The sequence below is a fragment of the Mesorhizobium sp. RCAM 05099 genome (assembly GCF_059683685.1).
In genome coordinates, this window is sequence record NZ_CM185035.1 from 4,067,776 (window position 1) to 4,090,884 (window position 23,109).

General features: G+C 62.3%; 31 protein-coding genes and 1 pseudogene. 14 read left to right on the forward strand and 18 right to left on the reverse strand.

The genetic code is table 11. The features are described from left to right. Window positions 1–22: 22 nt before the first annotated feature. Window positions 23–865: a 3-methyl-2-oxobutanoate hydroxymethyltransferase gene (gene panB / locus AC56QQ_RS20065; protein ID WP_497123097.1), complete on the forward strand. Its 843-nt coding sequence runs from the start codon at window positions 23–25 to the stop codon at window positions 863–865. After that, window positions 862–1,713 (forward strand): pantoate--beta-alanine ligase, encoded by an 852-nt coding sequence (gene panC, locus AC56QQ_RS20070; protein WP_497123098.1) that lies wholly within the window; start codon window positions 862–864, stop codon window positions 1,711–1,713. The genes panB and panC overlap by 4 nt, the downstream gene beginning before the upstream one ends. A 40-nt stretch (window positions 1,714–1,753) precedes the next feature. On the opposite strand, the gene AC56QQ_RS20075 is transcribed toward panC, so the two are convergent. Continuing rightward, window positions 1,754–2,287, reverse strand: coding sequence for a VanZ family protein (locus AC56QQ_RS20075; RefSeq protein WP_497123099.1), 534 nt, complete (start codon window positions 2,285–2,287; stop codon window positions 1,754–1,756). A gap of 4 nt (window positions 2,288–2,291) precedes the next feature. Here AC56QQ_RS20075 and AC56QQ_RS20080 point away from each other — a divergent pair, with 4 nt between their 5' ends. Beyond that, on the forward strand, window positions 2,292–2,375 hold the full coding sequence (locus tag AC56QQ_RS20080) for a hypothetical protein (RefSeq protein ID WP_497129064.1): 84 nt from the start codon (window positions 2,292–2,294) through the stop codon (window positions 2,373–2,375). Between the two features lie 79 nt (window positions 2,376–2,454). Here the strand turns inward: AC56QQ_RS20080 and AC56QQ_RS20085 are convergent, their stop codons facing one another. The 4 genes from AC56QQ_RS20085 to gatB form a co-directional block, all read right to left on the reverse strand. Then, window positions 2,455–3,153 carry an AIM24 family protein gene (locus tag AC56QQ_RS20085; RefSeq protein ID WP_497123100.1) on the reverse strand — a complete coding sequence of 233 codons (699 nt, stop codon included), beginning with the start codon at window positions 3,151–3,153 and terminating at the stop codon, window positions 2,455–2,457. Between the two features lie 158 nt (window positions 3,154–3,311). Next, a complete protein-coding gene (locus tag AC56QQ_RS20090) occupies window positions 3,312–3,803 on the reverse strand; it encodes a GNAT family N-acetyltransferase (protein WP_497123101.1) in 492 nt (163 codons plus the stop codon). 15 nt (window positions 3,804–3,818) lie between these two features. Continuing rightward, window positions 3,819–4,514 (reverse strand): hypothetical protein, encoded by a 696-nt coding sequence (locus AC56QQ_RS20095; protein ID WP_497123102.1) that lies wholly within the window; start codon window positions 4,512–4,514, stop codon window positions 3,819–3,821. Continuing rightward, window positions 4,511–6,016, reverse strand: coding sequence for an Asp-tRNA(Asn)/Glu-tRNA(Gln) amidotransferase subunit GatB (gene gatB, locus AC56QQ_RS20100; RefSeq protein WP_497123103.1), 1,506 nt, complete (start codon window positions 6,014–6,016; stop codon window positions 4,511–4,513). The genes AC56QQ_RS20095 and gatB overlap by 4 nt, the downstream gene beginning before the upstream one ends. Window positions 6,017–6,118: 102 nt before the next feature. Between gatB and AC56QQ_RS20105 the strand changes: the two are divergent. Then, window positions 6,119–6,223 (forward strand): annotated as a pseudogene (locus AC56QQ_RS20105) (YjhX family toxin); the annotation flags it as partial. 41 nt (window positions 6,224–6,264) lie between these two features. On the opposite strand, the gene AC56QQ_RS20110 reads toward AC56QQ_RS20105, so the two are convergent. Then, the gene (locus AC56QQ_RS20110; RefSeq protein ID WP_091578414.1) at window positions 6,265–6,696 is read right to left on the reverse strand and encodes a CBS domain-containing protein; all 432 of its coding nucleotides are present in this window, start codon (window positions 6,694–6,696) and stop codon (window positions 6,265–6,267) included. 87 nt (window positions 6,697–6,783) lie between these two features. Beyond that, window positions 6,784–7,542, reverse strand: a complete 759-nt coding sequence (locus AC56QQ_RS20115; protein ID WP_497123104.1) for a rhomboid family intramembrane serine protease — start codon at window positions 7,540–7,542, stop codon at window positions 6,784–6,786. A gap of 67 nt (window positions 7,543–7,609) precedes the next feature. Between AC56QQ_RS20115 and AC56QQ_RS20120 the strand changes: the two genes are divergently transcribed. The 4 genes from AC56QQ_RS20120 (at window position 7,610) to AC56QQ_RS20135 (ending at window position 10,195) form a co-directional block, all read left to right on the forward strand. Beyond that, complete coding sequence (locus AC56QQ_RS20120) at window positions 7,610–7,816, forward strand: hypothetical protein (RefSeq protein WP_489861102.1); 207 nt, start codon at window positions 7,610–7,612, stop codon at window positions 7,814–7,816. 116 nt (window positions 7,817–7,932) lie between these two features. Beyond that, window positions 7,933–8,565, forward strand: coding sequence for a PAS domain-containing protein (locus AC56QQ_RS20125; protein WP_497123105.1), 633 nt, complete (start codon window positions 7,933–7,935; stop codon window positions 8,563–8,565). 118 nt (window positions 8,566–8,683) lie between these two features. Further along, a complete protein-coding gene (locus AC56QQ_RS20130) occupies window positions 8,684–9,301 on the forward strand; it encodes a PilZ domain-containing protein (protein WP_140766875.1) in 618 nt (205 codons plus the stop codon). Window positions 9,302–9,586: 285 nt separating this feature from the next. Then, complete coding sequence (locus tag AC56QQ_RS20135; protein WP_497123106.1) at window positions 9,587–10,195, forward strand: transglutaminase-like cysteine peptidase; 609 nt, start codon at window positions 9,587–9,589, stop codon at window positions 10,193–10,195. A gap of 264 nt (window positions 10,196–10,459) precedes the next feature. Here AC56QQ_RS20135 and AC56QQ_RS20140 read toward each other — a convergent pair whose 3' ends face one another. Together AC56QQ_RS20140 and AC56QQ_RS20145 are read right to left on the reverse strand one after the other, a co-directional pair. Then, entirely contained in the window at window positions 10,460–10,987 is a 528-nt protein-coding gene (locus AC56QQ_RS20140) for a gamma carbonic anhydrase family protein (protein WP_497123107.1), read from the reverse strand. Between the two features lie 18 nt (window positions 10,988–11,005). Continuing rightward, complete coding sequence (locus tag AC56QQ_RS20145; protein ID WP_497123108.1) at window positions 11,006–11,347, reverse strand: DUF6949 family protein; 342 nt, start codon at window positions 11,345–11,347, stop codon at window positions 11,006–11,008. 122 nt (window positions 11,348–11,469) lie between these two features. Here AC56QQ_RS20145 and AC56QQ_RS20150 point away from each other — a divergent pair, with 122 nt between their 5' ends. After that, window positions 11,470–12,201 carry a hypothetical protein gene (locus tag AC56QQ_RS20150; RefSeq protein WP_497123109.1) on the forward strand — a complete coding sequence of 244 codons (732 nt, stop codon included), beginning with the start codon at window positions 11,470–11,472 and terminating at the stop codon, window positions 12,199–12,201. Window positions 12,202–12,262: 61 nt separating this feature from the next. Here AC56QQ_RS20150 and AC56QQ_RS20155 read toward each other — a convergent pair whose 3' ends face one another. The 3 genes from AC56QQ_RS20155 to AC56QQ_RS20165 all read right to left on the reverse strand — a co-directional run bounded on the left by AC56QQ_RS20155 (window position 12,263) and on the right by AC56QQ_RS20165 (window position 14,368). Continuing rightward, window positions 12,263–12,466: a DUF3126 family protein gene (locus AC56QQ_RS20155; RefSeq protein ID WP_091578397.1), complete on the reverse strand. Its 204-nt coding sequence runs from the start codon at window positions 12,464–12,466 to the stop codon at window positions 12,263–12,265. Between the two features lie 151 nt (window positions 12,467–12,617). Continuing rightward, complete coding sequence (gene cysE, locus AC56QQ_RS20160) at window positions 12,618–13,466, reverse strand: serine O-acetyltransferase (RefSeq protein WP_497123110.1); 849 nt, start codon at window positions 13,464–13,466, stop codon at window positions 12,618–12,620. 251 nt (window positions 13,467–13,717) lie between these two features. Next, window positions 13,718–14,368: a VOC family protein gene (locus tag AC56QQ_RS20165; protein ID WP_497123111.1), complete on the reverse strand. Its 651-nt coding sequence runs from the start codon at window positions 14,366–14,368 to the stop codon at window positions 13,718–13,720. 123 nt (window positions 14,369–14,491) lie between these two features. Between AC56QQ_RS20165 and AC56QQ_RS20170 the strand changes: the two genes are divergently transcribed. After that, window positions 14,492–15,094: an HD domain-containing protein gene (locus AC56QQ_RS20170; protein WP_497123112.1), complete on the forward strand. Its 603-nt coding sequence runs from the start codon at window positions 14,492–14,494 to the stop codon at window positions 15,092–15,094. A 6-nt stretch (window positions 15,095–15,100) separates the two neighbouring features. Here the strand turns inward: AC56QQ_RS20170 and AC56QQ_RS20175 are convergent, their stop codons facing one another. Genes AC56QQ_RS20175 through AC56QQ_RS20190 form a run of 4 tightly spaced genes read right to left on the reverse strand, consistent with a single transcriptional unit; the run spans window position 15,101 to window position 17,340 of the window. Then, complete coding sequence (locus AC56QQ_RS20175; RefSeq protein ID WP_497123113.1) at window positions 15,101–15,322, reverse strand: hypothetical protein; 222 nt, start codon at window positions 15,320–15,322, stop codon at window positions 15,101–15,103. A gap of 45 nt (window positions 15,323–15,367) precedes the next feature. Beyond that, window positions 15,368–16,135, reverse strand: a complete 768-nt coding sequence (locus tag AC56QQ_RS20180; RefSeq protein ID WP_497123114.1) for an alpha/beta fold hydrolase — start codon at window positions 16,133–16,135, stop codon at window positions 15,368–15,370. A 20-nt stretch (window positions 16,136–16,155) separates the two neighbouring features. After that, window positions 16,156–16,719, reverse strand: coding sequence for a DUF192 domain-containing protein (locus AC56QQ_RS20185; RefSeq protein ID WP_497123115.1), 564 nt, complete (start codon window positions 16,717–16,719; stop codon window positions 16,156–16,158). Window positions 16,720–16,743: 24 nt separating this feature from the next. Further along, window positions 16,744–17,340 carry a cold-shock protein gene (locus tag AC56QQ_RS20190; protein WP_256751030.1) on the reverse strand — a complete coding sequence of 199 codons (597 nt, stop codon included), beginning with the start codon at window positions 17,338–17,340 and terminating at the stop codon, window positions 16,744–16,746. A gap of 217 nt (window positions 17,341–17,557) precedes the next feature. On the opposite strand from AC56QQ_RS20190, the gene gloA reads away from it, so the two are divergent. After that, entirely contained in the window at window positions 17,558–17,998 is a 441-nt protein-coding gene (gene gloA, locus AC56QQ_RS20195) for a lactoylglutathione lyase (protein ID WP_489861089.1), read from the forward strand. Window positions 17,999–18,148: 150 nt separating this feature from the next. Beyond that, window positions 18,149–18,433, forward strand: coding sequence for a DUF2218 domain-containing protein (locus AC56QQ_RS20200; protein ID WP_489861088.1), 285 nt, complete (start codon window positions 18,149–18,151; stop codon window positions 18,431–18,433). Window positions 18,434–18,446: 13 nt separating this feature from the next. Here AC56QQ_RS20200 and AC56QQ_RS20205 read toward each other — a convergent pair whose 3' ends face one another. Next, entirely contained in the window at window positions 18,447–18,998 is a 552-nt protein-coding gene (locus tag AC56QQ_RS20205; RefSeq protein ID WP_489861087.1) for a DUF1697 domain-containing protein, read from the reverse strand. After that, window positions 18,995–20,251, reverse strand: a complete 1,257-nt coding sequence (gene ilvA / locus AC56QQ_RS20210) for a threonine ammonia-lyase IlvA (RefSeq protein ID WP_497123116.1) — start codon at window positions 20,249–20,251, stop codon at window positions 18,995–18,997. The genes AC56QQ_RS20205 and ilvA overlap by 4 nt, the downstream gene beginning before the upstream one ends. A 465-nt stretch (window positions 20,252–20,716) precedes the next feature. Between ilvA and AC56QQ_RS20215 the strand changes: the two genes are divergently transcribed. Together AC56QQ_RS20215 and AC56QQ_RS20220 are read left to right on the forward strand one after the other, a co-directional pair. Continuing rightward, the gene (locus tag AC56QQ_RS20215) at window positions 20,717–21,790 is read left to right on the forward strand and encodes an alpha/beta hydrolase (protein WP_489861085.1); all 1,074 of its coding nucleotides are present in this window, start codon (window positions 20,717–20,719) and stop codon (window positions 21,788–21,790) included. Window positions 21,791–21,932: 142 nt separating this feature from the next. Next, entirely contained in the window at window positions 21,933–23,096 is a 1,164-nt protein-coding gene (locus AC56QQ_RS20220) for an alpha/beta hydrolase (protein WP_489861084.1), read from the forward strand. Window positions 23,097–23,109: the final 13 nt, after the last annotated feature.

A 23,109-nucleotide genomic window follows, 5' to 3' on the forward strand; every position in this document is an offset into this window, starting at 1 on the left:
CTGCGGCCGAAGGAGGTGACGATTGGCCCCGGAATTGCCGACCACCGACATTCGCATCAACGCCGATCTGATTCGCCGCCGCAAGGGCGGCACGCCGATCGTCTGCCTGACCGCTTATACCTATCCCTTTGCCCGTTTGCTTGACGAGCATGTCGATCTGCTTCTGGTCGGCGACAGCGTCGCCATGGTCCTGCATGGCCACCAGACGACGCTGGGTGCCTCGCTCGAGATGATGATCGCGCATGGGCAAGCGGTGATGCGCGGTTCGGCCAAAGCCTGCGTCGTCGTCGACCTGCCGGCCGGCAGTTATGAGGATTCGGCAGCGCAGGCCGTTGCCTCGGCGCGGCGCGTGATCGACGAAACCGGCTGTCAGGCGGTGAAACTCGAAGGCGGCGTCGACATGGCCCGGCAGATCGCGGCGATCGTGACCGCCGGCATTGCGGTCATGGGGCATATCGGCCTGCTACCGCAATCGGTCGAGAAGGATGGCGGCTACAAGATCAAGGGCCGGAGCGAGGAGAACGTGGCGGCATTGGTTCGCGACGCGCTCGCCGTCGAGGAAGCCGGTGCGTTCTCGGTGGTTATCGAAGGCACGGTCGAGACAGTTGCGGCCGATATTACCCACCGCATCGCCATTCCAACCATCGGCATCGGCGCCAGCCGCGATTGCGACGGCCAGATCCTGGTCATCGACGACATGGTCGGGCTGACCGTCGACCGGGTGCCGAAATTCGTCAAGGAATATGCCGATCTGCGCAGCGTGATCTCTCATGCCGCGGCAAGCTACGCATCGGAGGTGCGAAGCCGGGCTTTCCCCGGCTCCGGCCATGTCTTCCCGGCCAAAAACCGTAGGGATGACGCGTGAGCCGGCCCGTAGTCGTCGATAGCGTTGCCGCACTCCGCGCGCAGGTCCATGGCTGGCGGCGCGACGGCCTTCGCATCGCCATGGTGCCGACCATGGGCGCGTTGCATGACGGGCACATCTCGCTGATCAGGATCGCGCTCGAAAAAGCCGAACGCTGCGTCGTGTCGATCTTCGTCAATCCGACACAGTTCGCACCGTCCGAAGACCTCGACAAATACCCGCGCCAGCTCGCCCGCGACCTCGACCGGCTGGGACTGGCTCGGGCCGACCTTGCCTTCACACCAACGGTCGGCGAGATGTACCCCGCCGGCTTTGCCACCAAAGTCTCGGTCGGCGGCCCCGCCGCCGGGCTCGAATCGGACTTTCGCCCGACCTTTTTCGATGGCGTCGCCACAGTGGTGGCAAAGCTCTTCCTGCAGGCAACGCCCGACTGCGCGGTCTTTGGCGAGAAGGACTACCAGCAGCTTTGCGTCGTCAGACAGCTCTGCCGCGACCTGGACCTGCCCGTCGAAATCATCGGCGCACCAACGATCCGCGACGCGCATGGCCTCGCCATGTCGTCACGCAACGCCTATCTCGGCGAAGCCGAACTCAACATCGCCCGCCAATTGAACGTTATCCTGCGAAAGGCGGCCGCGGAGATGGCGGCCGGTGCCGACCAAAAAGACGCGACCGGCAAAGCCAGCCGTGCCCTCATCGCGGCCGGCTTTACAGAGGTCGACTATGTCGAGGCGCGCGAAAGCCTGACGCTCGCGCCATGGCGTCGCGATCGTGAAGGACGCCTGCTCGCGGCGACATGGCTCGGCAAGACCAGGCTGATCGACAATGTGGAAGTCCCCACCACCTAGGGCGCAGGTTCGATCAGTCGCTTTTCGCTTCCTGCCACGCCTAACCCTGTCCTTTTCGCACGCTGGTCCTGACGAACAATTGCCCCACGACGATCCCGATAGCCCCAGCCGATGCTTTCACGAGTGCGTCGGCAAGGTGCGCGTGGCGGCCGGGATCAATGACCTGAAGCAGTTCCAGCATGCCGGCGGTCACGACAACAAAGATCAAGGCTTGATACAGACGGTTGGGGAAACCCAGCGCCAAGGCGAACCCCAACAGCACATAAGCCAGGGCACGCTCAACATTCGCCTCCGCCATGTGGGGCCGCATCTGGATCGGCGACAAGGTCGCGAAAATGATGATGGCGAGCAGCGCCAGCGCTGTGATGCGGGACAGTTTGGTCATGCCCTTGCATATCTGTCGTGAGCCGGCACAGCAAATGCGAGGATGACGCAGGGCCGCACCTGGAGCGATCTTCATCGCCGCCGCCGGCACCGCCCCGATCCCTGCACTGGAGGCGATCGGCGCGCTGTTTGGCCTGACCTCGGCGGAAAAGCGCGTTGCCGGCCATGTCGCCGCCGGCAAGACGCGCAAGGAGATTGCCGCCGCCAGCGGGGTCTCGGATGGTACGATCAAGTCGCAGCTGGCGACGATCTTCGACAAGACCGGAACCGGCGATTAGTGCGAACTCGAATTGCTGATCCGCGAATTGTCGCCGCCCTTGCGTTCACGCAACGGGGCGTGACCTGACGCATCGGCGCCTATTCCTCGCTCGGCATATGCAGATACATCGACTGGATGCCGACCCGGCCAGGGCCAGTGAAGCGGTTGACGATGAAGTTCATGTTGGCGCCGAAGAAGCCGCTCGACAGGCGGTCGATCTTCGTTTCCATCCGGACCGAGACATCCTTGAACAGCCAGCCGCCCGGCTCGATATCGATCGTCTCGCCGGCGGCAAGCGTCTTTTCGAAGACATTGCCGTAGCCGTGCAGCCAGACGATGCCGTCGCCGGCATCGCCGCGAAAACGGTCGATGAAAAAGCCGCTTTGGCCGAACAGCATCGTCGCCAGGCCGCGCACGCGCTCGAAGGTGTAATCGACGTTGCCGGTGGCGGCGAGAAACTGGTGCTCGCGCACCTGAATCTCCTCGCCGTGCCTGAGGTGGATCGGCACGATATGGCCGGGCCCATCGCGGCTGAAAGCAATGATGCCTGCTCCTGACGCCTCGGTGACGAAGATCTGCATGCCGGCCATCATGCGCTTCAGTGCGCCCTTCAGCGATTTCAAGCCGATGGTGATGGTGGAGTTCTTCCACAGCAGGATGTGGTGCTCGAAATAGACAGGCATCCGCGTCACATCGACCGAAAGCACGGGCACCAGTTCGCCCGCTATGTGATAGGTGACGCCACCAAAGGTTTCGTCCGACACCTGTGTCGGCATCAGTTCCGGCAAGCTTGGCATGGTTTCCCCCCAGCGCTACCCAGCGTGCCGGTCCATTCCGGCTTCCGCGCGGTCAGCACGGCAGCTTTGGGGCGGGGCCCCCAGGCCGTCAAACAAAAACGGGGCGCATGCCGCGTCGCTCGCGCGAAGGTGATCCAGACAGGTGCGCGCCGAAGCGATCAGCCGGCAAGAGGCCGGCGATAGACCAGCATCGTCTCGCCGGAGACACCGGTGTGCTCGCCGGCATCGCCGGATCGCACGAAGCCGTTTGCTTCGTAGAAGGCGATGGCGCGCGTGTTCTGCGCCTCCACTTCCAGACGGATGGAGTCGGCCTCGGGAAAACTTTCGATGATCTCGTCGAGCAGCATGCCGCCGATGCCCCGCCCCTGCAGGCTGGGAAGCACGTAGAGCTGCCTCAGGACAACCATCTTGCCGCTGTCGATGCTTTCGGCGAAAGCCACGCCGCCAATGCGCTTGCCGTCATCGGCGACGAGAAACTCGCTGACCGGCTTGGTCAGCCGCGCCTTCAGCGAGGCAATCGAGTGCCCTTCATCGGTGATTTCGGTGACCTTGGCGGCGCCGTAGATAGCATCATAGGTTGCATGCCAAGTTTCAACCAGCAGCGCCCGGATGGCAGCCAGGTCGCGTTCCCCGGCAGTGCGGACAAACATGGTTCTCTCTCCAGCCTATGCCGCGACGCGATTGCGTCTGAAATCGATTGCCGCAAGCAGCACGACCCAGACCAGGAGGACCATGCTGCCCGGCATGTTGGCAGCCATGGCAACGCCGGAGAAACCGGTTGCCGCGGTGGCAAAGCCACCGAACAGGACGCCTACGGCGCCGGCGGCGCCCAGCAGCGACAGCCACAACGGACAGCGCCTGGCCCGATACAGCGCGAAGTTGGCGAACAGAACCGTCAGGCCAAGCAGCATGGCGCTGATCGCGGCAAAGCCGACCTCGACCTGGCGCACCGCGAAGGCGGCGCTGAACAGCGACGGCTTTGTCGCCGCATCGGCCCTGGCCCAGGCGTTGACCACCGCCTTCAGCGCAATGCCATCGACAGCCTGCAAGGCAGCGGCGGCCGCCAGCGATGCCGCGCCGAACACGATCGTCAGAAGGGTCCAGCCGCGGGCCGGCCCCTCCGACAGACGGCCAAGGATCAGCAGCAACCCCGCGAGCATCGCGAAGACACCGGCAAGCTGTGCCATGTGGCTATAGAGCCAGATATGGTCGGCTGCATATTCACCGAAGGCGGCAAGCGCGTCATTCGGATCTTCATGCATCGGATGCAGCGACGTGCCGACAAAAAGCAGCACGGCGCCGGCAATCAACAGGACCGACGAGACGCTCGCCGGATTGCCCGGCTTTGCGTCTCCGCTCATTGATCCGATATGCCGAGCTTGGCCTTGACGAGGTCGTTGACCGCCTGCGGGTTGGCCTTGCCGCCTGTCGCCTTCATCACCTGGCCGACGAACCAGCCTGCCATGCTCGGCTTGGCGCGTGCCTGTTCGACCTTGTCCGGGTTGGCTGCGATCACCTCGTCGACAGCCTTCTCGATGGCGCCGGTGTCGGTGACCTGCTTCATGCCGCGGCTCTCGACCAGCTGGCGTGGATCGCCGCCCTCGTTCCAGACGATCTCGAACAGATCCTTGGCGATCTTGCCGGAGATGGTGCCATCCTTGATCAGATCGATGACCGCGCCGAGCTGATCGGGCGAAACCGGAGCATTTTCAATATCCTTGCCGGCCTTGTTCAATTGCCCGAGCAGATCGTTGATGACCCAGTTGGCAGCAAGCTTGCCGTCGCGGCCGGCGGCCACCTTTTCGAAATAGTCGGCGATCGGCTTTTCCGACACCAGGATCGACGCATCATAGATCGACAGGCCGAGTGAGGAGATCAGCCGCGCTTTCTTGTCGTCGGGCAGTTCCGGCAATTCCTTCGCCAATGCGTCGACATAGGCTTGGTCGAATTCCAGCGGCAAGAGGTCGGGATCAGGGAAATAGCGGTAGTCGTGCGCCTCTTCCTTGGAGCGCATCGAGCGCGTCTCGCCCTTGACGGCGTCGAACAGCCGCGTCTCCTGGTCGATCTTGCCGCCATCCTCGAGGATGGCGATCTGCCGGCGGGCCTCATAATCGATGGCCTGGCCGATGAAGCGGATCGAGTTGACGTTCTTGATCTCGCAGCGCGTGCCGAACTCGCCGCCGGGCTTGCGCACCGACACGTTGACGTCGGCGCGCATCGAGCCTTCGTCCATGTTGCCGTCGCAGGTGCCGAGATAGCGCACGATGGTGCGCAGCTTGGTGACGTAGGCCTTGGCCTCATCGGCCGAGCGCATGTCGGGTTTCGAGACGATCTCCATCAGCGCCACCCCGGAGCGGTTGAGATCGACATAGGACATGGTCGGATGCTGGTCGTGCATCGACTTGCCGGCATCCTGCTCCAGATGCAGCCGCTCGATACCGACCTCGATGTCCTCGAACTCGCCCTGACGGTCGGGCCCGACCGAGACGATCACGGTGCCCTCGCCGACAATCGGCTGCTTGAACTGCGAGATCTGGTAGCCCTGAGGCAGGTCGGGATAGAAGTAATTCTTCCGGTCGAAGACGGACTTGTGGTTGATCTGCGCCTTCAGTCCGAGGCCGGTGCGGATCGCCTGCTTGACGCATTCCTCGTTGATGACTGGCAGCATGCCCGGCATCGCCGCGTCGACCAGGCTGACATTGGCGTTGGGCGCAGCGCCGAAAGCGGTCGAGGCGCCGGAAAACAGCTTTGCCTCCGAGGTCACCTGCGCATGCACCTCAAGGCCGATGATGATCTCCCAGTCGCCGGTGGCGCCCGGGATCAGGCGCTTCGCGTCGGGAGTGCGGGTGTCGATGAGGGTCATGGCGGGCCTGCGAATTACGGGAGTGAACTCACGTTTGAACGTGACTTTCACGTCTGGCGTGAAAGCCATTCGCTAGTGCAAACAGCCAAAAGAGACAAGCGCAGAAAGCTGAAGCGGAAGAAAGCCGTTTCGTCGTCGGCTGGCGGATCCTACCAAATAACCCAGCGCGGGCTCGCACTCGTCCGCCCCGAGCTCGACAACAGGTGACCCCGCCGGTCGGGTCTCCGGCCGGCGGTTCCTTTCGCCGATCACGCGGTGGCGATGTAGGCTCTGATCTCGTCAGCCTCGCGCTCGACGTCCTCGATGCGGCGCTTGACCACGTCGCCGATGGAGATGATGCCATCAAGCATGCCGTCCTTTTCCACCGGCAGATGGCGGAAACGGTGCCTGGTCATGATTTCCATGACCTCGTTGACCGTGTGGTTCTCGTTGCAGATCTTCACTTTCGGCGTCATCGCCGAACGCACGGCTATATCGAGCGCCGCAGCGCCTTCCTTGGCGACGACCCGCACGATGTCGCGTTCCGACAGAATGCCGACGATCTTGCGATCGCCATTGGTGATGACCAGCGCGCCGATCTTGTGTTCGGCCAGGATACGGATCGCTTCGCTCAGTTTTTCGTTCGGCCCGAGCGTCAACACGTCATGGCCTTTTCTTTCGAGAATTGCCTTAACCGTCATGGCGTCCTCCTCTGCTTTTGCCTGCCGGTTCCTGCCCTGACCGGCTTCACGTAAGAGTGAACATCGTGCGCCGTGATCGGTTGCATTTCAAGTGCGGCGGTCGGTGGTCTCCCACTCAGGCGCCTGCCATCGCCTGTCGAACCAGCGCAGGCCGAAGAAGCCGGCGACAAAGCCGCCAACATGGGCCTCCCAGGCGATCTGCCCGTCTGTTCCCGGGGCAAAGCCGAGAAGGCCGGTGGCGAGATTGATGATCATCCACATGGCGAGGAAGATCACCACGCCGCGCGAGCGCAGCACCATTGCGATCGGCAACACAGGGCCAGCGAAGGCAGCCTTGCCGGCCGAGCGGTCGGTGCGGAAACCGAAACGCGCGGCAGCGCCCATCATGCCAGAAATGGCGCCCGACGCACCAACCAGAGGCGCCTCTCCGTACGGATGCATGGCCCAGAAAAGCACAACCGACGCCAACCCGGTCAGGGCGAAGAACAGCGCGAACCAGAGCGCACCGAGACGGTTGGCCAGCGGCGAGCCAAAGGCTGCGAGCCACACCATGTTGATGGCGATATGGGCAAAACCGCCATGCATGAAGGCATAGGTGAAGGGGCGAGAGAACAGGAACCAGTCGAAGCCGTATTTCCCGGTGTAGAGAACGGGGATGAAAGCCCCATCGTAAAGCAGGGTCAGCTGTTGCGTTTCAGTCAGCACATACTGCTGCAGCAGATAGACCACGACGCAGATTCCGATTACCGCCAGCACGACCGGCGGCAGGTTGAACACCGGCTCGCGACGCGGCTCGGGCTTGCGCTCCGTCTGTTCCATTTCCGGTGGGCTTACGGGCTCGTTCATGCGTGCTAGCACTCAGTCTAGGGTTTGAATCAGGTGAGCATCTAGACCACCGCCCGCCGACTCACAAATGGCGAATCGCCTCGGCGCGAATCAAAAAAAACCGTTCAAGGTTTCCCTTGAACGGTTGGTCGAGCCCCCTGCTCCCCTAAAACTCTTGACTGAAGTGCTGCCGATCGTCGCGAAACGACCGCTTCTGGAGTGGTTTTTGTGTGCCACGGGCCTCGCCTCGGCGCAACGTAAACCACTTGTTAACCTTAACGGTCCCGACCCGTGAACAAGTGTTAACGACGCTGGCACGCTTCCTGCTGCGCAACGCATGTAAGTCATCGGAGGGCGCCCTTCTGTTCACCGATGGGACATCAGACGACAGATTGCGCGGAGCAGCATAGCATGAACCAGAACGGATCGATCACGCTGTTCCAATATTGGAATCGCCTGCGTGACGGACGCCCCGCTCCGAAGCGTTCGGAAGTCGAGCCGGCCGACATCAAGTCGCTGCTGGCCGATACGTTCATCCTGGAAAGGGACACCCGTGGGCAAGCCGTATTCCGGTTGGCTGGTACAAGGCTTTGCGCCTACTACGGCCGCGAGTTGAAGGGGTTTTCCTTTCCGTCGCTGTGGCGCGAGAAGGACCAGCGGCTCGTCTCGCGGCTGATCCATGGCGTCTTCGACCAGAAATCCGTTGTTCTCATTGCCTTTGAGGGTTTCAGCCGCAGTGGCCGCTCCAACAGGTTCGAACTGCTCGCCTTGCCGCTTGACGGCGGCGTCGAAAGTCCGCGCTGCCTCGGCGTGATCAGCGCCGTGGAAAAGCCCTTCTGGCTCGGCGCTGACCCGATCACCGACGCACTGATCGATTCCATCCGCGTCGTCGATCCGGAGAAGGAGCTGCTGAAGAACCGTCCGGCGATCAATGTTCCCTCGCTCGTTCCCGACGACCTCGAGGCACCCGAGACGATTTCGGCGCTCGGCCGGGTTCGTCGCATCCGCCATCTCGTCGTCTTCGACGGCGGGCGCGAGGAATAGTCCGCAATCCGGCGGCGTAGAGCGCCCGCTTTTCCCCTTTGTTAACCCGTTTTGTTGTACTTCTGCGATGAAGTTCCTCGCATCGACGCGTGGGATGCCAAAAGGGGTGTAGGCAGTTATGAGGTCAGCGGCGGTCGACTACTCGCCGTCCCAAGCTGAAAGGCGTAACTTTCAGCGCGTCCGGGTCAAGATATACGGGCGCTTCATGCTGGAAGACCGCACCGAACACCCCTGCCAGGTGGTCGACATGTCACCCGGCAACGTAGCGCTTCGCACCGATCGTGTCGGCATGCCCGGCGAAAAGGTCATCGCCTATATCGACCATATCGGCCGCATTGAAGGTGTCGTTACCCGCACCTTGCAGGATGGTTTCGCGATGACCGTCATCGCGTCGGACCGCAAGAAGGACAAGCTTGCGGCGCAGTTGACCTGGCTTGCCAACAAGCACGAGCTCGACCTGCCCGAAGACCGCAGGCACGAGCGCGTAGCGCCACGCAATCCAACCAGCGTGCTGCAACTCACCGATGGCCGTCAGTACCAGTGCCGTATCATTGACCTGTCGCTTTCCGGCGCGGCGATCGAGATCGACGTCAAGCCGGCGATCGGCGTCCAGGTCATGCTTGGCACCATGCGCGGGCAGATCGTTCGCCATTTCGAGGATGGCGTCGCCATCGAATTCGCCGTCATCCAGCGCCCGGAAACGCTCGATTCCGAATTCAACACGCCGCGCGCCTGACAAGGGCCGACAGACGTACACGAGAAACCGGCCGTTGCTGCCGGTTTTTTTCGTTCATAGCATCGGCGATCGAGATGCTCCGGCCAGGATCGAGACCGCTCCGGCAAGGTCCGATACCGAGGCCCGGAAGGATTAACCCTCCCGGAAATTCCAAACAATTCAATACTCAAATGAATCAAATTTTATGTTTATTCTACGGGCGTTTTACTTAAAATCTACTTCGCGCTTTTGCGTCAAATAAATCCACTTGTGGCAATGTCTCCCTCGAACGGGGAGACTACAACAATGAAAAGAACGAGGGGCAGGCTGTTGCTGGTGGCAATGGCGATGCAGCTTTCCGCCTGGGGATCGGCATATGCGGCGGGACCCGCATTCATGCACACCGGCGGACGCACCACACAACCTGTTGGCCACTATGAATTCTGCCAGCGTATGCCTGGCGAATGCAGCGAACGGACCCCCAGCGGGGCGCCGGTCGAACTGACCCGCAAACTGTGGGCGGCGATCGTCAACATCAACAATTCGGTCAACACACGAATCAAGCCGCGCACCGACATGGAAAACTACGGTGTCGAGGAATACTGGGCCTATCCCGACAATGGCTATGGCGATTGCGAGGACTACGCGCTGGAAAAGCGTCGCGAACTGATGGATGCGGGCGTGCCCGCCGGCAATCTGCTGATGACGGTTGCGCGCCAGCCAAATGGCGACGGCCACGCGGTGCTGACCGTGCGCACCAGCCTGGGAGAATTCATCCTCGACAATCTGGAAACCAAGGTGCTGTCCTGGACGGACACCGACTACACCTACCTCAAGCGCCAGTCAGACCAGAATTCGGGCGCTTGGGTGACGATCAACGACGGCCGCTCCGACGCGGTCGCCAGCGTCCGCTAGGGACGCCGACGCATGTCCCCCCAAAAGCGCGAAGCGGTTTTTGGGATGACGACATGCATAAAACAGAGGTCAAGCCCGTCGCCTGAATGCAACGCGCTTAAGGAGAAACCCGGTCGCGTCCCCACCCTCCCCGTCCCCAACGACCGGGTCAAAGGAGCCGGCCCCGTCCCCGGGCCGGCTCCGCCATTTCTGGCGGTACGTCATTGTTGCGTTGCACGAGGACAACTACCGGCCCTAATACGACGAACGGATCAGGGGCGAGGCTCAGACCTTCTTCAACCCCGCCTTGAAGCGTTTGCCGTTGGCGACGTAATGCGCCGCCGAGCCGCGCAATCTTTCCACGGCAGCGTCGTCCAGCACCCTGATCACCTTGGCCGGCGAGCCGACGATCAGCGAATTGTCCGGAAACTCCTTGCCTTCGGTGACCAGCGCACCGGCGCCGACCAGTGAATTCCTGCCGATCTTCGCACCGTTCAGCACGATGGCGCCCATGCCGATCAGGCTGTTGTCACCGATCGTGCAGCCATGCAGCAAGGCACGGTGGCCGATCGTACAGCCCTGCCCGATCGTCAGCGGGAAGCCGGGATCGGTGTGCATGACCGTGTGTTCCTGCACATTGGTGTCGGCGCCGATGACGATGGGCTCATTGTCGCCGCGGATGACGACACCGAACCAGAAGCCGGCGTTGCGGCCGACGCGCACATCGCCGATCAATGTCGCATCGGGCGCGATCCAGTTCGAGTCCGGATCCGCGAAACCGGGCTCTTTTCCATCAATCGCATAAAGCGGCATTTCGGTCTCCGAATCGTCTCAGGCGGGGAAGCTGGAGACTAGGAGACCGGCCGTCCACGAGGCAATGGCAAGCACGACGACGCCCAGCGCCAAAGCCCAAGCCGCCGCCGTGCAGCCGCAGGACATCAGCGCCACTGTTGAAATGCGGCGCTCGCGCCGGGCATCGAGGGCGTCGTTGACCAGCATGAAGGGCCCGGCACAGGCAGCGGCGACCAGCGAGCGCAGCACATGCGACGGCGACACGTAGGGCTCGGTGAAGGCGACCTTGCGCCCATAAACCAGCTCCATCGCCGATCCGACCAGCCCGCAGGTCGTGAGCCCGACGACAAAAGCGAACAGAGTGAGTTCCAGCTGGCCCATCTTTACTTTCCATTTACCATGAAATCGCACAGTCGTGCGTAGCGCGCTGCAAAAGCCATGCCGCGCAATGTGTGCCGCCCGAGGACACCCAGGGGCACAGCAGAGGTAGCCGAGGAACTGAGATGAAGCAGGCAGTGATTGCCGACGGCCCCGAACTCACCGTGGTCGATTCCACGCTGATGAAGCGGGTGTTCTACGTGTTCGCGGCGTTGGCCTTGCTTTCGATAGCGATCAGCCTTGGCGGCAAATGGTTCGGCCGTTCGATCGCGATGGCCGGATACACCGACGATGCAACGATCCACGAGGTCGTGATCGGCAACAATGTCGTCGCCGTGCCGGCCAACGTCATCCGTTTCGACCAGGCCCGTCGCGACGGCATCGCCTCACGTCTCGACCTCTATCTGCGCTACCCCCAGATGGACGGCTACAGCGAGGCCGCGCGCGACGATTTCAACCATACGGGGTTGAGCAGGAACATCATCTTCCTGTCCTTCGAGCAACAGATGATGTCGCGTGACATGAGCGGCCGTTTCGCGCCGATCTACAGCGCGCTGATCACGCAGCCCGGCATTGCGGGACCTGGCGGCACGACGGTCTACGGCTTCAATGAAAAATCAGGCTATCTGAACGAGGTGCTGGTTGTCGGCAAGCGTCCCGGCAAGGACCCGTTCGTGGCCCGCTGCCTGAGCGGGCCGACCGCCGACGAATCGCTGGCGCCCTGCGAGCGTGATATCCAGGTTGGCGATGAGCTCAGCCTCACCTATCGCTTCCCCAAGGAGTTTCTGGGCGATTGGCAGGCGCTTGACGCGGCGATCGCCACCGAAGCCGCGCGCATGCTGAAAACGAGACATTGAGAGATTTGGGTGGCAAGGCCGGCCGCCGCCGTGCGGCCCGGCCAGCCTTGGCTCCGCAGGCTCACGCCAGATCGATGTCGAGGATCGCCATCGAGAAATTGTAGTCGCCGTCGTCCTCGTCCTTGAAGACGATGCCGAGGAACTCGTCACCGACATAGACCTCGGCCGAATCTTCCTTGCGCGGCCGTGCCTTGACCTCGATCTTGGGATTCTGGAAGACGCGCTTGAAGTAGGCGTCCAGCTTTCTGATTTCGTCCGGCTTCAAAAGTCTTCTCCGATCATCGGGCTTGCTCGTTCGAACGCGCTTCTGGCACGTCGACAATGGCGATGTAAAGGCAAGCGGCCTGATAAGACGAGAACAACCGCCACTCATACCCACGGCCGGAATCCGGCCGTGGCCGGCGTCTGCGTGAAAATCAGATGTCGAAGCTGACGACCTGATCCATCGTCTGCGAAGGCAGAAGCTGGTCCATCTGACGCGACGGCTGATCGCAGCCGGTTTCGCCGACGACCCGGGCCGGCACGCCGGCAACCGTCTTGTTGTGCGGCACTGGCGACAGCACCACCGAGCCGGCCGCGATCTTCGAGCAATGGCCGACTTCGATGTTGCCGAGGATCTTGGCGCCAGCGCCGATCAGCACGCCGTAGCGGATCTTGGGATGACGGTCGCCGCCGGCCTTGCCGGTGCCGCCCAGCGTCACGCCGTGCAGGATCGACACGTCGTCCTCGATCACCGCCGTCTCGCCGACCACAAGCCCGGTGGCATGATCGATGAAGATGCCCTTGCCGATGCGGGCAGCCGGATTGATATCGGTCTGGAAGACCGAGGATGAACGGCTCTGCAGGTAGAGCGCGAAATCCTTGCGACCCTGGTTCCACAGCCAATGCGCCAGCCGATGCGTCTGGATGGCGTGGAAGCCCTTGAAATAGAGCACCGGCATGATGAAACGGTCGCAGGCGGGGTCGCGGTCATAATAGGCCTGGATGTCGACGCGCACGGTCGTCGGCCAGTCCTTGTCGTCGGCCAGCATGGACTTGAAGGTCTGGCGGATGAGGTCGGAGCCGATGTCCTGATGGGCGAGCCGCTCGGCCAGCCGGTGGATGACCGCCTCCTCCAGGCTGTCCTGGTTAAGGATCGTAGAATAGAGGAACGCTGCCAGCAGCGGGTCGCGGTTGACCGCTTCCATCGCCTCGTCGCGGATAGAGCGCCAGATCGGATCGACCGGCTGCAACGCGCTGTGTCGGGAAATGCTGATGCTGTTCATCGACGTCTCGTCCTGCCGGCTTGCCTAGTATCCGGCCGCACATATAAGCCAGATCGTAGCATGATTGAACTCAATTTTCCTTAGTGCTTTGTCAAATGGATTTGGTTCGCGGGATTTCAAGCAGCCATGGAAAACGAACCCTTGATCGACAACGCACCGAAAAGCGCCCTTACCGCGCGGTGCAACGATCTGGCTCCAGTGAGCTCAAACTCACCGCGACATCGATGACACTGCGCTGCGATGGCGGCTTTTCACGTCGGCAGCGGCTTGCCGGCCTGTTCCGCCACCAGGTATTCGGCGTACCAGTCTGGCCAGTTCTCATCGCGCTGTCCGCCGGTCCGCTTCTCGTGCTCGCCATGTGCGGCCGCCGCACGCCGCAGCGCTGCGGCAAGCTCGGCCGATGAGGTGAATGTCGTGTCATGGGCATCCACGCGCCCAGGCAATCGATGGGTGATCTCCTGCAGCAGCCAGCTGTTGCCGTCCGGATCGCTGAACGAGGCATAGGAGGAATAACTGCGCCCCTCCGGATCTCTGCCGCTGACCGGCGGCTGGCCGGGGCCCGCACGGTGGAACACTTCGCTCGCATCGACCCCACGCGCCACCAGTTCGGCACGTGCCGCCTCGATATCGGAGACCACGAGATAAAGACCCTTTGCCGAGCCTGGCACGGCGGTCGTGAGCCCCTTGCCGAAATGGATCGAGCATGGTGACCCCGGAGGCGTGAACTGTACGACGCGAAACACATCGCCAACGACGAAGTCGGCGTCGAGCCTCCAACCCAAGCCGCCATAAAAACGCTTGGAGCGGTCGGCATCCGCAACGGCGATGATGACGGCCTCCAGCTTCATATCGATGGTTCCCGGTCGCGGCGTTTCGCTGCTGGACGACGAGATAGTGGTCATATCAGCCTCCTTGACTACTCTCGGAATGACAACATTCCTCAGAGCCCCTGCCGGTGCAAGGGTTCAGAGTGATTGGTTTTGACTCGGAGTGGCTAAGATCGATTAACTGGATGGATGACAGAAATGAAGGACCAGCCCGTGATCGACGAGCCGCTGAAACAGGAACTCTCGGCACTCTATCGGGCCGAAACCCGCCACTATCACAACCTCGCCCATATCGAGGCGATGCTGGTGCTGGCCGGAGACTATCGGGGGGTGCTCGGCGATCCCGAAGGCGTCGAAGCCGCGATCTGGTTCCACGATGCCATCTATGACAGCAAGGCCAAGGACAACGAGGCACGAAGTGCTGCCCTTGCCGAGAAAAAGCTCGCTGGCCGCGTCGATGCCGAGCGCCTCGGCCGTATCACGGCGATGATCCTCGCCACCGCCACGCACCAACTGCCACAGGTTGGCGACGCCACGGCCATGCGGGACGCCAGTCTTTTCCTCGACATGGACCTGTCGATCCTGGGCGCCGCGCCGGACGCCTTCGACGCTTATGAGCGCGCGATCCGCCGCGAATACGACTGGGTGGAAGAGCCGATGTGGCGCGCTGGCCGCGGCACGGTCCTGAAGAGTTTCCTCACCCGCCAGCACATCTTCCACACCGAGGAGTTTCGCCAGCGTTTCGAAGAACAGGCCAGGCTGAACATGGCACGGTCGCTGGAGGCGCTCGCCACGGGCTAAGGTCAATCAGGCAAAAGCGCCTATCGTCGACGCCGTCGCCGTGAGAATGCCAAGCCCTGCCAGCACCGACAGACTGTTGAGGACTATCCCCAGAAGGCCAATCGAGCGACTGTCGTTAGGACGCGCCGCCACCAGGCTGGTTATCGCGATTGCCCCGGCGGCGAATGCCAACAATGCCAAGACGACCGACTGTTTGCCGAATTTACCTTGCGCCACCGCGCCCGGCATCACGACGGTGCCGTCCCGATTGTGCCACTGTTGCCCGCTCCCCGCTCAAAGCGGATTTTCGGCGTAGAACTCCAGCACGCGCTGCTTGAAGGTCTTGTCCCCGACAGCCAGCATATGGTCGCGACCCTCGATGTGAAAGGCCCTGGCGTTCGGCATCAACGCCGCCAGTTCGTCGGGCGAGCCGCCAATGTCGTCCGTTGTGCCGACAGCGATCAGCGTCGGCTGTGCGATACGGGCAACTTCTTCCTCGCTCAGCAGCTCCCGCGAGGCGACGATGCAGGCGGCCAGCGCCCGGCGATCACTCCGGGTCTGGTCGGCAAAGGCGCGAAACGACCGGCCGCGCGGATGGCCGGTGGTGGCGGGATCATCGGCGAGCAGGGCCGCGGCGATCGGATCCCAATCGCCGACACCGTCGATCATACCGATGCCGAGGCCACCAAAGACCAGCGTCGCCACCTTGTCCGGATCGGACAGCGCCAGGAACGCCGCTATGCGCGCTCCCATGGAATAGCCCATGACATGGGCGCGCTCGATGCCGAGATGATCCAGCAAGGCGGCGGCATCCGAGGCCATTTTGGCCGGCGTGTAGTCAGCCTCATCATAACTCTTGGACGACGAACCGTGGCCGCGATTGTCGAAGGCGATGGCGCGGTAACCAGCATCGTTCAGCGTCTTGAACCAGCCGGGCGACACCCAGTTGACATAGTGGGTCGAGGCGAAGCCATGGATCATGAGCACAGGATCGCCCTCGCCCGAGGCCGGCTGGCGGTCGAGGAAGGCAAGATCGAAGCCGTCATGGGAAAAAAACTTCATCGAAAGGCGATCCTTCACGCTCAGTCGGGATCGACGCTCGGCGAATCGCCCTTGTCCGCCGGCGGCATGCCGGGAGATGACGCGGTGCCGATTGCCGGATGACGCAACAGGTCGCCATCGGCGATCCCATCCACGGCAGCTGTGCCGGCCTTGAGCTCGAGCACGAAGCGGATCGGCTCACCGGGCGAGATGATCGCCTCGGATTGCGGTTCGCCTGGTTTGATCGCGCGGATCCTGCCGTCCTGGCCGACGAATATCAGGTCCAGCGGCATCGGCGTATTCTTCATCCAGAAATTGACGTCGCGTGTCTCCTCGAAGACGAACAGCATGCCATGATCGCCGGCCATGTCTTCGCGAAACATCAGGCCGGCCTCGCGCTCGGCCTCGGTATCGGCGACTTCGATCGAGAAGGAGCGTTCGCCGCTTTTTGTCACCACGACCAATGGCGTCGGGTCGACAGGCAGGATCATCGCCTGGCCATCGGCCGCGCTGGAGTTCTCGGAATAGAAGAAGGCGCCAGCGGCGACGATGACGGCAATCACGGCGCACATCACGCCCGCCGTCAGCCAGTTCCTGTGGGTCATAAGAAGTCCTCGGCCGGAACCGCCCTAGTGCGAAACCGGCAAGGTGCCCATATCGGGGTGAATTTCGGCGGCCATAAGGCCTTTGTCGCCGCGCCCGAAACGAACAAGCACGACCTGCCCCGGCCGAAGCTCGGTGATGCCGTAGCGGCGCAAGGTCTCCATGTGAACGAAGATGTCCTCGGTGCCCTCGCCGCGCGTCAGGAAACCAAACCCCTTGGTGCGGTTGAACCATTTCACCAAAGCGCGTTCGAGGCCGCTCTCCGGGGTCACCGCGACATGGGTGCGCTGCTCCTGCATCTCGGCCGGATGGACCGCGGTGGTGACATCCATGGAGAGCACCCGGAAAGCCTGTAGTCCGCGTTCGCCCTGCTTGACGAGACAGACCACGCGCGCGCCCTCCAGGGCAGTCTGGAAACCATCGCGTCGAAGACATGTCACATGGAGGAGAATATCGCCCGAAACGCCGTCATCCGGGAGAATGAAACCGTAGCCCTTGGCCACATCGAACCACTTGATGGCGCCGGCAATTTCGGTCAAGTCGGCAGCATCGCCGCCTTCGTCGTGCCTCAAGGCGTCGCCAAGGGTTCCGGCCCGCCCCGTCAAAGAGGCCTTTTCCCCCATAAGAATGCCCCCTTTTTTCAAGAACACCGCAACTGATTCTTGACACCAGATTAACACTGGGGCTTCCGGTGTGTGCAAGACCTGCCGTGCCTTTTTTCACGGTTCATTGCGGCAATACCGGATTTGTTCTTTGCCGGCATTGCCCGCCGCAGGCGGATTGCCCTTTGACCGGGCCGACCCTATCTTGCGCCGCACCCAACAGATCGAGGAAAAATACATGCGCTATCTGCACACCATGGTCCGCGTCGCCGATGTCGATGCCTCGCTCGATTTCTACTGCAACAAGCTCGGCCTGAAGGAAGTGCGCCGCCATGAGAGCGAGCAGGGCCGCTACACGCTGATCTTTCTGGCGGCCCCCGAAGACGAGCAGAGCGGCATCGCCGACAAGGCTCCACTCGTCGAACTGACCTACAATTGGGACCCGGAAGATTACAAGGGTGGGCGCAATTTCGGCCACCTCGCCTATGAGGTCGACGATATCTACGCCACCTGCCAGCGGCTGATGGACAGCGGCGTCACCATCAATCGCCCGCCGCGCGACGGCAACATGGCTTTCATCAAGTCGCCGGACGGCATCTCGATCGAGCTTTTGCAGAAGGGTCCGGCGAAGGCCAAGGCCGAACCCTGGGCGTCAATGCCCAACACGGGAAGCTGGTAGCCAATCACGCTATCTTGAGCGGACAATGCTCGGCTGACAGGCGTGGTGCCGTTTGGCATTTCCCGGGACGGCTCACTATCTGTCCGGCTACGGCGCCTGCCCCCCAGGCTGGCGCCATGTCACGCAAACAGGCGCTGTCCAGGAGAGTTCATGCCGACCAGCCATGCCGACGTCACCACCGAACATGCCAGCCGCTACCTGCAGCAGCTCTGCAAGCACTGGGCGCACAAATTCCCCGTCGAGTTCGATCCCACCCATGGCACCATCGACCTCTCGCTCGGCCGCACCGTCATGGATGCCGATGCGGCCGCACTGCACATCACGGTGTCGACGGACGAAGCCGGGTCGATCGAGCGCCTGGAGAGTGTCGTCGCCGATCACATCAAGCGCTTTGCTTTCCGCGAGGAACTGACCTTCGACTGGAAGCCGGCCTAGGCAGCGCAGCGGTCTACTTTCCGCCGGCCATCTCCAGCAGCGCCAGCACCGAGCGCCAGTTGCGCGCGGTACCGGGCACCTTCAGGGTGCGCGGGATCAGCCCGGCAAACACCGATTTGCCAAGCCCATCCGGCGCGTGCAGGTAGAGCACGTCACCCTTGATCTCGAAGCTTTCAGGACCGGTGCACTTTTCAGCCAGCCGCGCCGCCTCGTCGGCAGTCGGCTCGCGCTCCAGCACATAGGCGTGCAGCTTCGTGTGCTCCGCCGCCGCTTCCGGATAGGGATTTTCGGCCACCAGCCGCTCGAACCAGCCGAGATCACGCACCATGATGCGCGAATGGAAACCCCATTTCTTCTCGAAGGCTGCTTCGATCTGTTTCGTCAGCGCGGCCGCGTCGCCCTTCTTCGCCCGGAACACGGCGTTGCCGCTCTGCACATAGGTGGCGACATCGGCAAAGCCGAGATCCTCGAAGAACGACCTCAACTCCGCCATCTTGACGATGCGGTTGCCGCCAACGTTGATGCCGGAAAACAGCGCGATGAAGACTTTTCCCGCACCGCTCATATGATGAACCCCGCCAGCGTCTCATTGTCGGTGATGTCCTGGTACTGGACGCCCTCGGCCTCGAAATTCGCCTTGAGCAGGTCGAAATTGCGACGGTCCTTGGTTTCGATGCCGATCAGCACGGAACCGAAATTGCGCGCCGATTTCTTCAGATATTCGAACCGGGCGATGTCGTCGTCGGGCCCCAGCATTTCAAGGAAGTCGCGCAGTGCGCCCGGCCGCTGCGGGAAGCGGATGATGAAGTATTTCTTCAGCCCCTCGAAGCGCAGCGCCCGCTCCTTCACGTCCGGCAGCCGCTCGAAGTCGAAATTGCCGCCCGAAACCACGGCCACGATGGTCTTGCCGCGGATCTCCTTCCTCGAAAAATCCTTCAGCGCATCGATCGCCAGGGCGCCGGCCGGTTCCAGCACGACGCCTTCGACATTGAGCATCTCGATCATGGTGGCGCAGAGCCGGTTCTCCGGGATCAGCCGCACGGTGTCGGCCGGAAAATCCTTGAGATGCCGCAACGGTTCGCGGCCGATCTCCGCCACCGCCGCGCCATCGACGAAATTGTCGACCTTTGCGAGCTTCAACCGCTTTCCGGCCGCCAGGCTCTCGTGCAGGCTCGGCGCGCCGGCCGGCTCGCAGAAGACGTAGCGGGTTTCCCGGTCCTGATCGGCGAAATAATGCGTGACGCCAGCGGCAAGCCCGCCGCCGCCAACCGGCAGCATGATGATGTCGGGCATGCGCGCGCCCGGCATCTGGTCAGCGATCTCATAGGCGACCGTCGCCTGGCCTTCGATGATGTCCTTGTGATCAAAGGGCGGCACCATGTGGGCGCCCGAGCTTTCGGTGAATTCGAAGGCGGCACGATAACAATCGTCGAAGAAATCGCCGACGAGCCTGATCTCGACGAAATCGCCACCGAACAGCCGTGTCTTGTCGATCTTCTGCTGCGGCGTCGTTACCGGCATGAACACCACGCCCTTCTTGCCGAAATGGCGGCAGACAAAAGCGAAGCCCTGCGCATGGTTGCCGGCGGAAGCGCAGACGAACAGTTCGGCCTGGTTGCCCGCCGCAAGCGCCTTGCGGAAGAAATTGAAGGCTCCGCGGATCTTGTAGGAGCGCACCGGCGATAGGTCCTCGCGCTTCAACAGCACCCGCGCACCGGTCTTTTTCGACAGATAGTCGTTTTCCTGCAGCGGCGTTTCCGGGAAGATCTGGCGGATCGCGGAGGCAGCAACAGCGACGCGGGAAGAGAAACTGGTCATTGGAAAATCACTTTGCACCGCATGTCTTGTGCCGACCTCTATCATCGATCAGGCCGCGCACCCTTTGTTTGTTGCGCGCCCTGGCCTCGTGCAGCCGATCCTGCCTATTGCATATCCGGCCCCTCGACGCCATTGCCCGGCCATTCATGCCCCTCCGAAACAGGTATTCGCAGAATCCTAGCAAGCACTTGGAGGCGTTTGTTCATGCTGTTGCATCGCCCGGCCTCAAAACCATGTCGCGGCCGGAATTCGGTGAGCCGACGGTGATGCCCTTGGTTGAGCGCCCCCACGAGGCCCGCATTCCGGCATTTCTCCCGCCGTTCTGGCTTTCACGCAACAGTGCGATGGTTGTCGCAAGGCGCTGATCACATTTCGACCGGAAATGACTTACTTCCGCCGCACTTAAACTGTCCGGGAGGTGTCGCGGGGGTAGACAGGCCTTTTGGCCGGAGTGGAATTTCAGACGTGCCTTTGAAGAAGATTTTTGCGGTTGCCCTTGCCCTGCTCGTTGCCGGCTGCGCCGGCCAGCAAACACAGGAATTGCTTGGCAGCGCCATCGTCGCGACGCCGGTGACGGAGATTGCCGGCAATCACAGCATCTTCATCGCCACGACGCGCAAGAAGTCCGACGATCCGAACAAGGTTTTCGACGGCGAGCGCTCGGCCACGCTGAATTATGCCCGCGTCAACGTCACCGTGCCCGGAATCCATCAGACTGGCCAGATCGAGCGGCGTTCGCGCGGCAAGTCGGATGATCCGGCCAAGTACTTCATGGCTTCCGAGGTCGTCGGCTACGACGCACAGCCGAAATTCTCCAGCGCGCTCAACGCCGACATCGCGGCACGCGGCGGCCGTGTCATGGTCTTCGTGCACGGCTACAACACGGGCTTTGACGACGCGGTCTACCGCCTGACCCAGATCGTCCATGATTCCGGCTATCCGGGTACACCGGTGCTGTTTTCCTGGGCCTCGGGCGCCCGGACCACCGACTATGTCTATGACAAGGAAAGTGCGAGTGCCGCCCGCGACCAGCTGGAAGTGACGTTGCGCATGCTGGAGCAGTCCGGCGCGCGGCGCATCGACATCGTCGCGCATTCGATGGGAACCTGGGTGACCATGGAAACGCTGCGCCAGATGGCCATCAGCGGCGACCGCGATCTCGGCGGCAAACTTGGCGACGTGGTGCTCGCCTCGCCCGACATCGATGTCGACGTGTTCAAAAGCCAGATGCGCCGCTACGGCAAGCCCGACAAGCCGTTCATCCTGCTCTTGTCGGATGACGATCGCGCGCTGAGGCTTTCCGGCCTGATCGCCGGCTCACGGCCACGCGTCGGCGACTACAAGGATGCCGCCGACCTTGCCTCCTATGGCGTGACGGTCGTCGACCTCTCCAAGGTCAAGGGAACCGATAGCTTCAACCACACGAAATTTGCCGACAATCCGGCACTGGTGAAGATGATCGGCCAGCGGCTGCGCGAGGATGACGGCTTTGCCAGCGACCGTGAGGTGACTGACCGCATCGGCCTGCTCGGACAATAGATGCACTGGCGAGGCGTTCGCCCCGCCCGTCACCCTTGCGGAAGCCTCGGCGCACTTTGAACTGGACCGCGCCGGCCTATGGCTTTATCGGAATAGCCAGCGACGTCATGCGTTTGACGTCCCCCTTTGCGGGAGCCGGCGTGTGACCGTGCGTTTGAAAAGCTTAGTCATCGTCGCGTTCGCGCTCGCTGTCACCGGCTGCGCCGGCCGGAACACGCATGACCTGCTCAACAGGACGACGGTCGCCGCCGCTGCGTCCGACATTGCGGCCACGCATGAGATTTTCGTTGCCACGACACGCCGCAAGGCCACGAAGTACCCTCGGCAGGTTTTCGACGGCGATCGCTCGCTGACCACCAGCTACGCCCGCGTCGACGTGACTGTTCCCAAAACCCACCAGGTGGGAGCGATCGAGCGGGCCAAGGGATCCGCCAACAGCAATCCGGCCAAGGATTTCACGGCGAAGGACGTCACCTTCTATGACGGCTCGCCGCAATTCGCCAAGGCGGTCGGCGCAGACATCGCCATGCGCGGCGGCCGTGCGCTGGTTTTCGTGCACGGCTTCAACAATGGTTTCGATGACGGTATCTACCGGCTGACACAGATCGCGCACGACACCAAGTTTCCCGGCACACCGGTGCTGTTCTCCTGGGCGTCCAGCGGCAAGACGACCGGCTATATCTACGACAAGGAAAGCGCCAACGCCGCCCGCGATGACCTTGAAGCGACGCTCAGGATGCTGGCCAAGACCCAGGTCAAGAGCATCGACATCATCGCCCATTCGATGGGAACCTGGGTGACTATGGAGGCGCTGCGCCAGCTCGCCATCACCGGCGACCGCGATCTCGGCGGCAAGCTCGGTTATGTTATCCTGGCCTCGCCCGATATCGATGTCGACGTGTTCAAGAAGCAGATGATCCGCTATGGCAAACCCGATAAGCCGTTCGCCATCCTGCTCTCCGCCGATGATCGGGCCCTCAAGCTCTCTTCCCTGATCTCGGGCGACAAGCCGCGTGTCGGTGACTATGGCAACGCCGCTGATCTCGCCAGCTATGGCGTGTCGGTCGTCGACCTTTCCCAAGCCAAGGGCGGTGATCGCCTGAACCATGCCAAATTCGCCGACAATCCGATCCTGGTGCAATTGCTCGGCGACCGGCTGCGCACGCCGGCCGGCCTGGCGTCGGACGAGACATCGCCCGCGCAGCTCGACAATCTTGGCCAGGGCCTCGGCAAGGCCGTCGGCTCGGTCGCCGAAATAGTCATCACCACGCCATTCAAGGTGCTGACCATCGCCACCGGTGGGTAAGCAACGAAGCGCG

Bases quoted from the DNA above. Each gene is read 5' to 3' on its own strand.
- AC56QQ_RS20085 (WP_497123100.1), bottom strand. From the start codon at position 3,153: ATGCCAAGCTTGCCGGAACTGATGCCGACACAGGTGTCGGACGAAACC.
- AC56QQ_RS20090 (WP_497123101.1), bottom strand. From the start codon at position 3,803: ATGTTTGTCCGCACTGCCGGGGAACGCGACCTGGCTGCCATCCGGGCG.
- AC56QQ_RS20095 (WP_497123102.1), bottom strand. From the start codon at position 4,514: ATGAGCGGAGACGCAAAGCCGGGCAATCCGGCGAGCGTCTCGTCGGTC.
- gatB (WP_497123103.1), bottom strand. From the start codon at position 6,016: ATGACCCTCATCGACACCCGCACTCCCGACGCGAAGCGCCTGATCCCG.
- AC56QQ_RS20110 (WP_091578414.1), bottom strand. From the start codon at position 6,696: ATGACGGTTAAGGCAATTCTCGAAAGAAAAGGCCATGACGTGTTGACG.
- AC56QQ_RS20115 (WP_497123104.1), bottom strand. From the start codon at position 7,542: ATGAACGAGCCCGTAAGCCCACCGGAAATGGAACAGACGGAGCGCAAG.
- AC56QQ_RS20120 (WP_489861102.1), top strand. From the start codon at position 7,610: ATGGCGAATCGCCTCGGCGCGAATCAAAAAAAACCGTTCAAGGTTTCC.
- AC56QQ_RS20125 (WP_497123105.1), top strand. From the start codon at position 7,933: ATGAACCAGAACGGATCGATCACGCTGTTCCAATATTGGAATCGCCTG.
- AC56QQ_RS20130 (WP_140766875.1), top strand. From the start codon at position 8,684: ATGAGGTCAGCGGCGGTCGACTACTCGCCGTCCCAAGCTGAAAGGCGT.
- AC56QQ_RS20135 (WP_497123106.1), top strand. From the start codon at position 9,587: ATGAAAAGAACGAGGGGCAGGCTGTTGCTGGTGGCAATGGCGATGCAG.
- AC56QQ_RS20140 (WP_497123107.1), bottom strand. From the start codon at position 10,987: ATGCCGCTTTATGCGATTGATGGAAAAGAGCCCGGTTTCGCGGATCCG.
- AC56QQ_RS20145 (WP_497123108.1), bottom strand. From the start codon at position 11,347: ATGGGCCAGCTGGAACTCACTCTGTTCGCTTTTGTCGTCGGGCTCACG.
- AC56QQ_RS20150 (WP_497123109.1), top strand. From the start codon at position 11,470: ATGAAGCAGGCAGTGATTGCCGACGGCCCCGAACTCACCGTGGTCGAT.
- cysE (WP_497123110.1), bottom strand. From the start codon at position 13,466: ATGAACAGCATCAGCATTTCCCGACACAGCGCGTTGCAGCCGGTCGAT.
- AC56QQ_RS20165 (WP_497123111.1), bottom strand. From the start codon at position 14,368: ATGACCACTATCTCGTCGTCCAGCAGCGAAACGCCGCGACCGGGAACC.
- AC56QQ_RS20170 (WP_497123112.1), top strand. From the start codon at position 14,492: ATGAAGGACCAGCCCGTGATCGACGAGCCGCTGAAACAGGAACTCTCG.
- AC56QQ_RS20175 (WP_497123113.1), bottom strand. From the start codon at position 15,322: ATGCCGGGCGCGGTGGCGCAAGGTAAATTCGGCAAACAGTCGGTCGTC.
- AC56QQ_RS20180 (WP_497123114.1), bottom strand. From the start codon at position 16,135: ATGAAGTTTTTTTCCCATGACGGCTTCGATCTTGCCTTCCTCGACCGC.
- AC56QQ_RS20185 (WP_497123115.1), bottom strand. From the start codon at position 16,719: ATGACCCACAGGAACTGGCTGACGGCGGGCGTGATGTGCGCCGTGATT.
- AC56QQ_RS20190 (WP_256751030.1), bottom strand. From the start codon at position 17,340: ATGGGGGAAAAGGCCTCTTTGACGGGGCGGGCCGGAACCCTTGGCGAC.
- gloA (WP_489861089.1), top strand. From the start codon at position 17,558: ATGCGCTATCTGCACACCATGGTCCGCGTCGCCGATGTCGATGCCTCG.
- AC56QQ_RS20200 (WP_489861088.1), top strand. From the start codon at position 18,149: ATGCCGACCAGCCATGCCGACGTCACCACCGAACATGCCAGCCGCTAC.
- AC56QQ_RS20205 (WP_489861087.1), bottom strand. From the start codon at position 18,998: ATGAGCGGTGCGGGAAAAGTCTTCATCGCGCTGTTTTCCGGCATCAAC.
- ilvA (WP_497123116.1), bottom strand. From the start codon at position 20,251: ATGACCAGTTTCTCTTCCCGCGTCGCTGTTGCTGCCTCCGCGATCCGC.